This window comes from Streptomyces albofaciens JCM 4342 (assembly GCF_008634025.1).
Taxonomy (GTDB): Bacteria; Actinomycetota; Actinomycetes; order Streptomycetales; family Streptomycetaceae; genus Streptomyces; species Streptomyces albofaciens.
The window spans coordinates 2,008,904-2,021,445 of record NZ_PDCM01000002.1; the positions used below are offsets into that span (position 1 = coordinate 2,008,904).

Below are 12,542 nucleotides of genomic sequence, written 5' to 3' on the forward strand. Positions count from 1 at the left end.
CCCGTCGGCTCAGGCCAGCCCGGCGACCAGCTCGGCGACCGGCTTGCGGCGGCCGGTGTAGAACGGCACCTCCTCGCGGACGTGCATCCGCGCCTCGGAGCCGCGCAGGTGGCGCATGAGGTCGACGATGCGGTACAGCTCGTCGGCCTCGAAGGCGAGGATCCACTCGTAGTCGCCCAGCGAGAAGGAGGGCACCGTGTTGGCGCGCACGTCCGGGAAGCCGCGGGCCATCTTGCCGTGGTCGGCGAGCATCCGGCGGCGGTCCTCGTCGGGGAGCAGGTACCAGTCGTAGGACCGCACGAAGGGGTAGACGCTCACGTACTCGCGGGCGACCTCGTCGGCCAGGAAGGCCGGGATGTGCGACTTGTTGAACTCGGCCGGGCGGTGCAGCGCCATGTTCGACCACACCGGCTCCAGCGCGCGGCCGAGCTTCGTGCGGCGGAAGAGGTTGTACGCCTCCTGGAGCGCGTCGGAGCTCTCCGAGTGCCACCAGATCATCACGTCGGCGTCGGCGCGCAGACCGGAGACGTCGTAGGTGCCGCGCACCACGACGTCCTTGGCGGCGAGCTGCGCGAACAGCGTCTCGACCTCGTCGGCGTAGCCGGTGCGGTCCTCGGGCAGCACGTCGCGCAGCTTGAACACCGACCAGAGTGTGTAGCGGATGACCTCGTTCAGGTCCTTCGCCTTCTTGCCGGCGTTCGGGGTCTTCTCGGGAGCGGGGGCGGAAGCGTCAGTCATGGGTCCATTCTCACTCGGCCGGTGCGGCGGCTCGCGGCAGGGTGTCCAAGATGTCGTCCGCGGCCGCGCGCGCGGAGGCGATGCAGGCCGGGATGCCCACGCCGTCGTAGATCGCGCCGCACAGCCGCAGGCCGGGCAGCTTGCCGGCCTCGGCCCGGATGCGGGCCACCCGCTCCAGGTGGCCGACCGGGTACTGCGGCAGCCCGCCGTTCCAGCGCGTGACCTGCTGCGCGACGGGCCGGGCGGCCAGCCCGACCGCCTCGCCCAGGTCGCGCAGCGACAGCTCCACCAGGTCGGCGTCGTCGCGCGCGAGGTCGCTCTCGTCGCCGTACCGCCCGACAGAGGTGCGCAGCACGAACAGGTCCCGGCCGGCGTCCGCGAGCCAGCCCCACTTGTTGCTCGCGAAAGTGGACGCCTTGATCTTGCGGCCGTCGACCGGCGGCACGAGGAAGCCGCTGCCGGACAGCGCCGCCGCCACGTCCGCGCGGCGGAAGGCCATGGTCACCAGGGCCATGGAGGCGTACTCGACGGCGGACAGCTCGGTGGCGGCGGCCGGCGCCTCGGCGGCCAGCAGCCGGGCGGCCGCGGGCGCCGGTGTCGCCAGGACCACGGCGTCCGCGTCCAGCGCCGCCGGGCCGTCGCCGCCGTCCAGGACGACGCGCCAGGCGTCGGCGGTGCGGCGCAGTTCCCGTACGGGTGTCCCGGTGCGGAGGGTGCCGCCGGCGGCCCGTACCGCGTCGGCGACGGCGCCCGGCAGCGTGCCCACGCCGCCGTCGATGCCCGTGAAGACCGGTGTCGGCGCCCGGCCGGAGCCGTCGGCGCGCGCCGCCGTGCGCGCCTGGATGCCCCGTACGCCTTCGATCAGCGAGCGCTCGGCGCGCGCGGCCTCGAAGAGCTGCGGTACGGCGGCGCGCATCGAGATCCGATAGGCGTCGCCCGCGTAGACGCCGCCGAGCAGCGGTTCGACCAGCCGGTCCACGACCTCGCGGCCGAGCCGTTCGGCGACGTACGCGCCGACCGCCACGTCCTCGCCGACCTCCGTACGCGCCAGCGTCCGGTCCTCGGAGATCCGCGCCATGCCCTCGGCGGAGATCACTCCGGAGGCGGCCAGCAGGTCCGGATCGCCGGGCACGCCCATCACATGGCCCTTGGGCATCGGCCGCAGCGCGCCGCGCGTCCACAGGGCGGCGGTCGCGGTGGTGGGCGGCTGCAGCCGGTCGCCGAGGCCCACGGCACGCGCCAGGTCCACCGCCTCCGGCCGCCTGGCCAGCATCGATTCGGCACCGAGATCGACCGGTACGCCCGCGATCTCCCCGGCGCGCAGCTTGCCGCCCAGCCGTCCGGACGCCTCCAGTACGGTCACCCGCGCCCCGCCACCGAGCAATCGGTGGGCCGCCGCCAGGCCCGAGATGCCCCCACCGATGACGACGACGTGGCTTCCGGGCGCGCGGCCCGTACTGGTGTGCGCTGTGCTCATGCCCCCACTCTCTCAGAAGCCGCCTCCCGCGGAGTCCGCACGGAGTCCGGACCGTGACCGCATCGCGACCCACAAACGGCAACCCACGGCTCCCCCGCCCCGTCGAAGCGGCAACGACGGCACACCACTTCGGGGGTACGGATCATGGGCACAGCGGGCCGGGCGTATCGGGCGCGGCGGGCGGCCGCGGGAGCGCTGCTCGCGGCCTCCCTCGCGGTCGCGGGGTGCGGGGCCGCCGGGCAGGGCGACTCCGGGGCGGCGAGCGCGCCGCGGGCGGACAAGGGCTCGGCGCGGGGCGAGCAGGGCATGGTCGGCCCGAAGGCGCCGGCCGACGGCAAGGCCGGGTCCGGGGCGGGCAGCGGGACCGGAAAGCCCACGCCGGTCTCGACGGCGCAGATCATCCGTACGGCGTCGGTCACCGTCGAGGCCGCGGACGTACCGGGAGCGCTGGCCAAGGCCCGTACGGCGGTGAAGGGCGCCGGCGGCTACGTCGAGGACGAGTCCACCGACCGGGACGGCGAGGGCCGGGAGCGCTCCCGGGCCGTCCTGCGGGTACCGCCCGGGGCGTACGACGGGCTGCTGGACCGGCTCTCCCGCCTGGGCACGCTCAAGCAGCGGCAGGTCTCGGCGAAGGACGTGACCGACCAGGTGGTCGACACCGACAGCCGCATCAAGTCGCAGCAGGCGAGTGTGGCGCGGGTGCGGGCGCTGATGGACAAGGCCACGTCGATCGGCGACATCGTCACCCTGGAGTCCGAACTCAGCCGCCGCCAGTCGGAACTGGAGTCCCTTCAGGCGCGGTTGAAGTCCCTGAAGGAGCAGACCGGCATGGCCACGGTCACGCTGGTGCTGCGCGAGCCGGACGCGGCGGACGACGACCGGGAGACCACCTTCGGGGACGCGCTCAGCGGCGGCTGGGACGCCTTCACCGCGGGGGTGCGGTGGCTGCTGGTGGCGGTCGGCGCGGCGCTGCCGTTCCTGGCGGCCGGTGCACTGGTGTACGCGCTGTGGCGGGTGCTGCGCGGCCGGCTGCCGAGGCGTACGCGGTCGCTCGACGTCCCCCCGGCGCCGCCGCGGCAGTTCCCCACGGAAGCCGCGCCGGAGGGCACGGACGCCGCACGGGAGGGTGACGGCCCAGGGGGCCGTTGACAGCCACGCACGGCGGGCAAAGACTCGGGGCGACAGCGCCGATCTTCGAGCGGACAGGGCGGGCGGGCTGATGACCGAGCAGGGTGCACGGGGCGCTTGGGGCGCCCGGGATGTGTATGTCGTGGATGCGGTGCGGACGCCGTTCGGGAAGTACGGCGGTGCGCTCGCGGGGACCCGTCCTGATGATCTGGCGGCGCATGTGGTGCGGGCGCTGGTGGAGCGGACCCCGCGGCTGGATCCGGGGCGGATCGATGATGTCGTGTTCGGGGATGCGAACGGGGCGGGGGAGGACAACCGGAATGTGGCGCGGATGGCGGTGCTGCTGGCCGGGCTGCCGGTGACGGTGCCGGGGGTGACGGTCAACCGGCTGTGCGGCTCCGGCCTGGAGGCCGTCCTCCAGGCCGCCCGCGCCATCGCCCTCGGGGACGCGCACATCGTGCTGGCGGGCGGGGTGGAGTCGATGAGCCGCGCCCCCTACGTCCTGCCCAAGGCCGAGCGGGCCTTTCCGGCCGGGCATCAGGAGCTGTTCTCCTCCACGCTGGGCTGGCGGATGACCAACCCCCGTATGGCGCCTGAGTGGACGGTGGCGCTGGGTGAGGGTGCCGAGCTGATCGCGGAGAAGTTCGGCATCGGGCGCGCGCAGCAGGACGCGTTCGCGCTGGCCAGCCACCGCAAGGCCGCCGGGGCGTGGGAGGCGGGGGCGTATGACGGTGAGGTGGTGCCGCTGGCGGACACCGACCTGGCCCGTGACGAGGCGATCCGCCCCACCACCACCCCGCAGGCGCTGGCCAGGCTCCGTCCGGCCTTCCGCAGCGAGGGCGGCACGGTGACGGCGGGCAATGCCTCGCCGCTGAGCGACGGGGCCGCCGCCCTGCTGCTGGCCGATGAGGAGGGGTTGCGGGCGACCGGGCGGGAGCCGCTGGCCCGGATCGGGGCGGGTGCGGTGAGCGGGATCGAGCCGCAGTTGTTCGGTCTGGGGCCGGTCGAGGCCGTCCGCCGGGCTCTGGAGCGGGCCGGGCGGACTCTGGCGGAGCTGGCGGTGGTGGAGTTGAACGAGGCGTTCGCGGCGCAGGCGCTGGGCTGTCTGGCGCAGTGGCCGCAGCTGGATCCGCAGGTGGTCAACCCGCGGGGCGGGGCGATCGCGCTGGGGCATCCGCTGGGTGCCTCCGGGGCCCGGCTGGCCGGGGCGGTCGCCCACCAGCTGGCCGCCCGCGGCACCTCCGGCACGGGCCTGGCGGCCCTGTGCATCGGCGTCGGCCAAGGCCTCGCCCTCACCCTCGAACGCGACTAGGGGCCGTCTTCCGGCCCGCCACCGGCCCGGTACCCGTTCAGGATCTCCAAGTACGCCCTGCCCGCCTCCGTGACGGCGAAGTGTTCCCGGACGTCCCCCGCCTCGCCCATCTGTGCGAACGTACGGCCCGGCCGGCGTTCGATCAGCCCCACGCCGGTGAGGCGGCGCAGTTCGGCGTCGAGGAGCGGGCGGGTGTAGCCGTTGTCGTACGGCAGCGGTGACCCGTCGGCGAGGGCCTGGAGGTGCCGCAGCTCCTCGCGCGGCACCAGGTGGTCGAAGAGGAACTTCATCCGGTCCATCTCCTGTTGCTGACCGGCCTGGGTCTTCTTGATCTCGCGCAGCACCACGCCGCCCGCGACCGTGTCGATGCGCTGGAGGATCGACGACATCCAGGGGACCAGCGCGAGGACGAGCAGCGCCACGGCCGTCGCGTCCACCCGCTCCGGGACGAGGAGTTTGAGGGTGAGGCCGAGCAGCGCCGCCATGGTCACCGCCGTACGCGTCCACAGGTCCTCCTTGGGCACGGTCCGCCCCCTCCCGGCCGCCCGCCGTCCTCAGTGACGCTGCTCCCGTGGGGCGGCGTCCGCAAGGCCCGCACCCCGCCGTTCCCGTTGATCACCGGTGCGAGAGGATGAACCGAACTGGTTCATTCCTCAACCGTTCCCCTTCGTCCGGAGGCCACGCCGATGCCCCTGCTCGACCTGGACCACCTGCCCCCGCTGCACGGCGGCGAGACCACCGCGGTCGAACCGGCGACCGGCGAGACCCTGGCCTCGTTCACCCTGGCCGCCCCCGCCGACGTGGAGCGCGCCGCCGCCGGGGCCGCGGCCGCCCAGCGCTCCTGGGCGCGCACGCCGTACACGGAGCGCGCCGCGGTGCTGCGCCGGGCCGGGGACCTGATCACCGAGCACGCCGCCGAGCTGTCCGAGTGGATCATCCGGGAGGCCGGGAGCGTGCCCGGCAAGGCCGGGTTCGAGATCCGGACCGCCGCCGAGGAGTGCTACGAGGCCGCCGCCCTCGCCCACCACCCGCTGGGCCAGGTGCTGCCCTCCGCCGCACCCCGCCTCTCCTACGCGACCCGGGTGCCGGCCGGCGTGGTCGGTGTCATCGCGCCGTTCAACGTCCCGCTCGTCCTCGCCATGCGCTCCGTCGCCCCGGCCCTGGCGCTCGGCAACGCGGTCGTCCTCAAGCCCGACCCGCGTACCGCGGTGTGCGGCGGCCACGCCGTCGCGGCGGTCCTCGCGGCGGCCGGGCTGCCCGAGGGGCTGCTGCACGTACTGCCGGGCGGCGCGGAGGCCGGGCAGGCCCTGGTCGGCGACCGGCACGTGCGGGTGATCTCCTTCACCGGCTCCACGAACGCGGGCCGCGACGTCGGCGCGCTCGCCGCGCGCCACCTGAAGCGGGCCCATCTGGAACTGGGCGGCAACAGCGCCTTCCTCGTCCTGGAGGACGCGGACCTGGACGCCGCCATGTCCGCCGCGGCCTGGGCCTCCTTCTTCCACCAGGGCCAGATCTGCATGTCCTCGGGCCGCCATCTCGTACACGCCTCCCTGTACGACGAGTACGTGGAGCGGCTGGCGGCCAAGGCGGACTCGCTCGCCGTGGGCGATCCGTACCGCGAGGACGTACAGCTGGGGCCGGTCATCGACCGCGGCCAGCGGGACCGGATCCACGGCCTGGTGGAGGCGAGCACGGCGGCGGGCGCCCGGCTCGCGGCCGGCGGCAGCCACCGCGAGCTGTTCTACCGGCCCACCGTCCTGGCCGACGTGGACGACCGCTCCCCCGCCTACGCCGAGGAGGTCTTCGGGCCGGTCGCCCCGGTCCGCAGGTTCCACACCGCCGACGAGGCCGTGGCGCTGGCGAACGACACCGCGTACGGGCTGGCGCTCGGCGTCGTCACCCGGGACACCGCCCGCGCTCTGGAGCTGGCCGAGCGCATACCGACCGGGCTGCTGCACATCAACGACCAGACGGTCAACGACGAGCCGGTCGCGCCGATGGGCGGCCTCGCCGCCTCCGGCACCGGCGCGCACTTCGGCGGCACGGCCAACCTGGACGCGTTCACCGAGACCCGCTGGACCACGGTCCGTGCCACCCCGGCCGGATATCCGCTCTGACCCGTAATCTGCGCCGTACGGGACAGACGGCCGTACGGAGGGCTGTACGGGACAACGGCCGTACTGAGAGCCGTACACGAGAAGGGAGCCCGCGATGGCGGAGCGACTGGTGGTCATCGGCGGCGACGCGACGGGCATGTCCGCCGCGTCCCAGGCCCGGCGGCTGCGCAAGCCGGCGGACCTGGAGATCGTCGCGTTCGAGCGCGGCCACTTCACCTCCTACTCCGCCTGCGGCATCCCGTACTGGGTCGGCGGCTCGGTGGACGGCCCGGACGACCTGATCGCCCGGTCGCCGGAGAAGCACCGCGAGCGCGACATCGACGTACGGATGCGCACCGAGGTCACCGAGCTGGACCTGGACCGCGGCCGGGTCCGCACCCGCGACCTGGCCGGCGGCGGCACCGAGTCCTGGACCGGCTACGACAAGCTGGTGATCGCCACCGGCGCGCGGCCGCTGCGCCCGCCGCTGCCGGGCATCGACGCGCCCGGCGTGCACGGCGTGCAGACGCTGGACGACGGGCAGGCGCTGCTGGACACCCTCCGGGCCACCGAGGGCACCAGGGCGGTCGTGGTGGGCGCCGGTTACATCGGCGTCGAGATGGCCGAGGCGCTGGTCACCCGTGGTTACGACGTGACGGTCCTGGACCGCGGCGAGCAGCCGATGTCCACCCTCGACCCCGACATGGGGTCGCTCGTCCACGAGGCGATGTGCGGGATGGGCATCGAGACGGTGCGCGGCGCGGTCGTCACCGACGTCCGCACCGACGACTCCGGGCGGGCCTGCGCGGTGACCACCGAGGACGGCGGCGAGTATCCGGCCGACGTGGTCGTGCTGGGCCTGGGCGTACGGCCCGAGACCTCCCTCGCCGAGCGGGCCGGCCTGCCGCTCGGCGACACGGGCGGGCTGCTCACCGACCTGTCGATGCGGGTGCGCGGCCACGAGAACGTATGGGCCGGCGGGGACTGTGTGGAGGTGCTCGACCTGGTCCTGGGCCGGACCCGGCACATCGCGCTGGGCACCCACGCCAACAAGCACGGCCAGATCATCGGCTCGAACGTGGCCGGCGACTACGCGACCTTCCCCGGCGTCGTCGGCACCGCCGTCTCCAAGGTCTGCGACCTGGAGATCGCCCGCACCGGCCTCCTGGAGGAGCAGGCGACATCGGTCGGCCTGAAGTACGTGACCGTCACGATCGAGTCGACCAGCCGCGCCGGCTACTACCCGGGCGCCCGCCCGATGCGCGTGAAGATGATGGCCGAGCGGCGCACCGGGCGCCTCCTCGGCGTCCAGATCGTCGGCCGGGAAGGCGCCGGCAAGCGCGTGGACGTGGCGGCGGTGGCGCTCACGGCGCGGATGACGGTCGAGCAGCTGACCGCCCTCGACCTGGGTTACGCGCCGCCGTTCTCGCCCGTGTGGGACCCGGTCCTGGTCGCGGCCCGCAAGGCGGCGGCCGCGGTGCGGGCGGCGGGCGGCTGACGGGCGGGCCGCGGTGGCCCGCCCGCGCGGTCAGCGGGCCGAGCGCTCGTGGACGTACTCGACGAGGCGGGTCAGCGCGGCCGGGTCGGTGTTCGGCAGCACGCCGTGGCCCAGGTTGAAGATGTGGCCCTCCAGGCCGGCGGCGGCGTCCAGCACCTCGCGGGCCTTGTCCTCGACCGCCTCGCGCGGCGCGAACAGCACGGCCGGGTCGAGGTTGCCCTGGAGCGCCTTGCCGGGGCCGACGCGGCGGGCCGCCTCGTCCAGCGGAACGCGCCAGTCGACACCCACGACGTCCGCGCCCGCCTCGCCCATCAGGCCCAGCAGCTCACCGGTGCCGACGCCGAAGTGGATACGCGGGACGCCGTACCCGGCGACCGACTCGAAGACCTTGGCGGAGGCGGGCAGCACGGAGCGGCGGTAGTCGGCCGGGGCCAGCGCGCCGGTCCAGGAGTCGAAGAGCTGCACGGCGCTCGCGCCCGCCTCGATCTGCACCTTCAGGAACACCGAGGTGATCACGGCCAGGCGGTCCAGCAGGTCGGCCCACAGCTGCGGGTCGCCGTACATCATGGCCTTGGTGTGCTCGTGGTTGCGGGACGGGCCGCCCTCGACCAGGTAGCTGGCGAGCGTGAACGGCGCGCCCGCGAAGCCGATCAGCGGCGTGCTGCCCAGCTCGCCGACGAGCATCCGCACGGCCTCGGTCACATACGGCACGTCGCCGGGCTCCAGCGGGCGCAGCCGCTCCAGGTCGGCGCGGGTGCGGACCGGCCGCTCGACGACCGGGCCGACGCCCGGCCTGATGTCCAGGTCGATGCCGATGGCCTTCAGGGGGACGACGATGTCGCTGAAGTAGATCGCCGCGTCGACGCCGTGCCGGCGCACCGGCTGGAGGGTGATCTCGGTGATCAGCTCGGGCATCATGCAGGAGTCGAGCATCGCGATGCCCTCGCGGACCTTGCGGTACTCCGGCAGCGACCGCCCGGCCTGGCGCATGAACCACACGGGCGTGTGCGGCACCGGTTCCCGGCGGCAGGCCTTGAGGAAGGCCGAGTCGTACGTACCGGTCTGCTGCTGGCCCGTCGGGCGGTTGGCACTCACACACCGAATCTTCGCACGCGCGCGAGGGCGCCTCCGAATGGGCGACGCGCGCACCGGGTGTCGTCCCTCACCCAGGGGCTCCTTCCGCCTAATCTTCCGGGCATGGCTGCGGCTCACGAACACCTCGCGGACAGCGCGGACAACGTACCGATCCCCTTCCGTCAGGCGATCGAGGCGCTCCGCACGGCACGGCTGCGCCCCGAGATCGAGATCGAGCCGACGCCCGCGCCCAAGCGCCTCGCGCCCTTCGCGTACGCGCTGGAGGCGGCGGTCGTCGAACCGGGCGCCGGGCCGGAGGGCGAGGACGTGGACCTGGCCGACGGGAGACTGGTGCTGCTGCACGACCCGGCCGGGCACGACGCGTGGCAGGGCACCTTCCGCGTGGTGACGCTGGCGCGCGCCGAACTGGAGCCGGAGATGGGCGCCGACCCGCTGCTGCCGGAGGTGTCCTGGTCGTGGCTGACGGGGGCGCTGGACGCGCGCGGCGTGCGGTACGGGGAGATCGGCGGCACGGTGACGCGGGCCAGCTCGCACTCCTTCGGCAGCCTCGCGGAGCGGGAGCCGGCCACCCAGCTGGAGATGCGCGCCTCGTGGACCCCGGAGGAGGGGCAGGGCGGGGTGCCCGACACCGCGGCCCACCTGTCGGCGTGGTGCGACCTGCTGTGCCAGGTGGCGGGCCTGCCGCCGGCCGCGCCCGAGCCGTCGCCGCGCGGCGGCGTGGTGCCCCTGCCGCAGCGCCGGGGGCCCCAGGCCCGCTGAACGCGCTCCGCGCGCGGGGGCACCGGGGGGCGCGCGGCTCCGTACGCCCTCCGGCGCGGCGACGCACCCGCCGGCGTACGGCGGTGCGGCGCAGCGTACGGACGCACCGCCCGGCGCGACCGCGCGCCCACCGGCTCACCTCCTGACAGGCAGGCCGGCACCGGCCTCCTCCACCCCCCTCGAACGCTCACCCGGCAACCTCCCGGCACCGGATCACCCTTCAGTCGATCAAGCGACCGATTTGCCCGAAATGAACCTAACTAGTTGAGATCAAACTCTAAAGTCGAGCCCGTTTGATGCCGAAGAGGTCAGTGACCCTTCAAAGACGGAGCATTCCGACTCGCCCCAAATGCCGGATCCCGTCCCGCCACTCCCCCAGGAGGCCCGGTGTCAGTTCTCCTCGAGCAACCTTCGAGCCTGGTCGCCTACCGCCCGAACAAGCCGACGGCCATGGTCGTCGTGGCCGACCCTCGCGTCCGCTCCACCGTCACCCGCCACCTGTGGGCGCTCGGCGTGCGGGACGTGATCGAGGCGTCGTCCATCGCGGAGGCCCGTCCCCGCGTCGGCAGCCCGCGCGACATCTGCGTGGCCGACGTCCACCTGCCCGACGGCTCCGGCCTGACCCTGCTGTCCGAGACCCGGGCGGCCGGGTGGCCCAACGGCCTCGCCCTGTCCGCCGCCGACGACATCGGCGCCGTACGCAACGCCCTGGCCGGCGGCGTCAAGGGCTACGTCGTCACCGGCACCCGTACCAACCTCGGACTCCCGGGCCGCCCCGGTGCCGCGCCCATCGGCGCCAACGCGGCCCGAATGCACCGCCGTCCCCCGGGTGCCCCCGGCCACCCGGGCGGCTACCGCGAACTGTCCGGACGCGAGGTCGAGGTGCTGCGGCTGGTTGCGGAGGGCCAGTCCAACAAGGCCATCGGCGTCTCGATGGGCCTGTCGGCGCTCACCGTCAAGAGCCACCTGGCCCGCATCGCCCGCAAGCTCGGCACCGGCGACCGGGCCGGCATGGTCGCCGTGGCCCTGCGCACCGGCATCATCCACTGACCTCCACCCCCCGAACACCACCGTCCCGCCCGTCGAGGGAACGTTCCCTCGACGGGCGCAGTGCATACACAGATACCCTTGACTGGTGACCGACGCCCAAAAGACCGCAGAAGACTCGACACTGCGAACCCCCGGAGACTCGCCTCCGGACACCCGCCCGGCGCCGGTCCCCCTGCTGGAACCGCGCGAGGGCACCCCGCCCGTGACGGCCACGGCCGGGGAACTTGCCGAAGTCGTGGCGGCCTTCGCGGCCGGTACGGGACCGGTGGCGGTGGACGCCGAACGGGCCTCCGGCTACCGCTACGGCCAGCGCGCCTACCTGGTGCAGCTGCGCCGCGAAGGCGCCGGCAGCGTCCTGATCGACCCGGTCGGCTGCCCCGACCTCTCGGTACTGGGCGAGGCGATCTCCGACGCCGAGTGGGTGCTGCACGCCGCCACCCAGGACCTGCCCTGCCTGCGCGACATAGGCATGGTCCCGACCCGGCTCTTCGACACCGAGCTGGCCGGCCGCCTCGCCGGCTTCGCCCGCGTCGGCCTCGGCGCCATGGTGGAGAACGTCCTCGGCTACGCCCTGGAGAAGGGCCACTCCGCGGTGGACTGGTCCACCCGCCCCCTGCCGGAGCCCTGGCTGCGCTACGCCGCACTCGACGTCGAGCTGCTGGTGGACCTGCGCGACGCCCTGGAGGAGGAGCTGGCGCGGCAGGGCAAGCTCGAATGGGCGCACCAGGAGTTCGCGGCCATCGCCGCCGCTCCCCCGCCGCCGCCCCGCAAGGACCCCTGGCGCCGCACGTCCGGCATGCACAAGGTCCGCCGCCGCCGGCAGATGGCCGTCGTACGGGAACTGTGGACCACCCGCGACCAGATCGCCCAGCGCCGCGACATCTCACCGGGCAAGGTCCTCGGCGACGCCGCCATCATCGAGGCGGCCCTGAACCTGCCCCCCAACGCCCACGCGCTCGCCGCGCTGGCCGGCTTCGGCCACCGCATGGGCCGCCGCCAGCTCGAACAGTGGCAGGCCGCCGTGGACCGCGCCCGCGCCCTGCCGGACAGCGAGCTGCCGCAGCCCGGCCAGCCGCTGAACGGCCCGCCGCCGCCCCGCTCCTGGGCCGACAAGGACCCGGCGGCAGCGGCCCGGCTGGCCGCCGCCCGTACGGCGGTGACCGCCCTGGCCGAGGACCTGAACCTCCCCCAGGAGAACCTGATCACCCCCGACACGGTGCGCCGCCTGTGCTGGGAGCCCCCCGCCGAGCCGACCAAGGAGGCGGTCGCGGCCGTCCTGGCCGGCCACGGCGCCCGTCCCTGGCAGATCGAACAGGTCACCCCGGTCCTCACCGAGGCCCTGGCCGCGACCGGCGCCTGATTCCCCGGGGGCGGGCCCGGCGATCCCGG

General features: G+C 74.4%; 11 protein-coding genes. 7 read left to right on the top strand and 4 right to left on the bottom strand.

Annotated features, from left to right (window positions below):
* Positions 1 to 9: 9 nt before the first annotated feature.
* Together hemQ and hemG are read right to left on the bottom strand one after the other, a co-directional pair.
* Positions 10 to 738, bottom strand: coding sequence for a hydrogen peroxide-dependent heme synthase (gene hemQ, locus CP973_RS29030; RefSeq protein WP_150246857.1), 729 nt, complete (start codon positions 736 to 738; stop codon positions 10 to 12).
* A 10-nt stretch (positions 739 to 748) separates the two neighbouring features.
* Positions 749 to 2,215: a protoporphyrinogen oxidase gene (gene hemG / locus CP973_RS29035; RefSeq protein ID WP_150246858.1), complete on the bottom strand. Its 1,467-nt coding sequence runs from the start codon at positions 2,213 to 2,215 to the stop codon at positions 749 to 751.
* Positions 2,216 to 2,359: 144 nt separating this feature from the next.
* On the opposite strand from hemG, the gene CP973_RS29040 reads away from it, so the two are divergent.
* Together CP973_RS29040 and CP973_RS29045 are read left to right on the top strand one after the other, a co-directional pair.
* The gene (locus CP973_RS29040) at positions 2,360 to 3,364 is read left to right on the top strand and encodes a DUF4349 domain-containing protein (RefSeq protein ID WP_150246859.1); all 1,005 of its coding nucleotides are present in this window, start codon (positions 2,360 to 2,362) and stop codon (positions 3,362 to 3,364) included.
* A 70-nt stretch (positions 3,365 to 3,434) separates the two neighbouring features.
* A complete protein-coding gene (locus CP973_RS29045) occupies positions 3,435 to 4,655 on the top strand; it encodes a thiolase family protein (protein WP_150246860.1) in 1,221 nt (406 codons plus the stop codon).
* Here CP973_RS29045 and CP973_RS29050 read toward each other — a convergent pair.
* Entirely contained in the window at positions 4,652 to 5,179 is a 528-nt protein-coding gene (locus CP973_RS29050) for a hypothetical protein (protein ID WP_150246861.1), read from the bottom strand. The two genes, CP973_RS29045 and CP973_RS29050, sit on opposite strands and share 4 nt — an antisense overlap.
* A 162-nt stretch (positions 5,180 to 5,341) precedes the next feature.
* On the opposite strand from CP973_RS29050, the gene CP973_RS29055 reads away from it, so the two are divergent.
* Entirely contained in the window at positions 5,342 to 6,772 is a 1,431-nt protein-coding gene (locus CP973_RS29055) for an aldehyde dehydrogenase family protein (protein ID WP_150246862.1), read from the top strand.
* 94 nt (positions 6,773 to 6,866) lie between these two features.
* Positions 6,867 to 8,249 (top strand): FAD-dependent oxidoreductase, encoded by a 1,383-nt coding sequence (locus CP973_RS29060; RefSeq protein WP_150246863.1) that lies wholly within the window; start codon positions 6,867 to 6,869, stop codon positions 8,247 to 8,249.
* Between the two features lie 30 nt (positions 8,250 to 8,279).
* On the opposite strand, the gene hemE is transcribed toward CP973_RS29060, so the two are convergent.
* Positions 8,280 to 9,344: a uroporphyrinogen decarboxylase gene (gene hemE / locus CP973_RS29065; RefSeq protein WP_150246864.1), complete on the bottom strand. Its 1,065-nt coding sequence runs from the start codon at positions 9,342 to 9,344 to the stop codon at positions 8,280 to 8,282.
* Positions 9,345 to 9,446: 102 nt separating this feature from the next.
* On the opposite strand from hemE, the gene CP973_RS29070 reads away from it, so the two are divergent.
* From CP973_RS29070 to CP973_RS29080, 3 genes are all read left to right on the top strand, one after another.
* The gene (locus CP973_RS29070) at positions 9,447 to 10,103 is read left to right on the top strand and encodes a DUF3000 domain-containing protein (RefSeq protein WP_150246865.1); all 657 of its coding nucleotides are present in this window, start codon (positions 9,447 to 9,449) and stop codon (positions 10,101 to 10,103) included.
* A gap of 387 nt (positions 10,104 to 10,490) precedes the next feature.
* On the top strand, positions 10,491 to 11,153 hold the full coding sequence (locus CP973_RS29075; protein WP_003985651.1) for a response regulator transcription factor: 663 nt from the start codon (positions 10,491 to 10,493) through the stop codon (positions 11,151 to 11,153).
* An 85-nt stretch (positions 11,154 to 11,238) separates the two neighbouring features.
* Entirely contained in the window at positions 11,239 to 12,513 is a 1,275-nt protein-coding gene (locus CP973_RS29080; RefSeq protein WP_150246866.1) for an HRDC domain-containing protein, read from the top strand.
* Positions 12,514 to 12,542 lie beyond the last annotated feature (29 nt).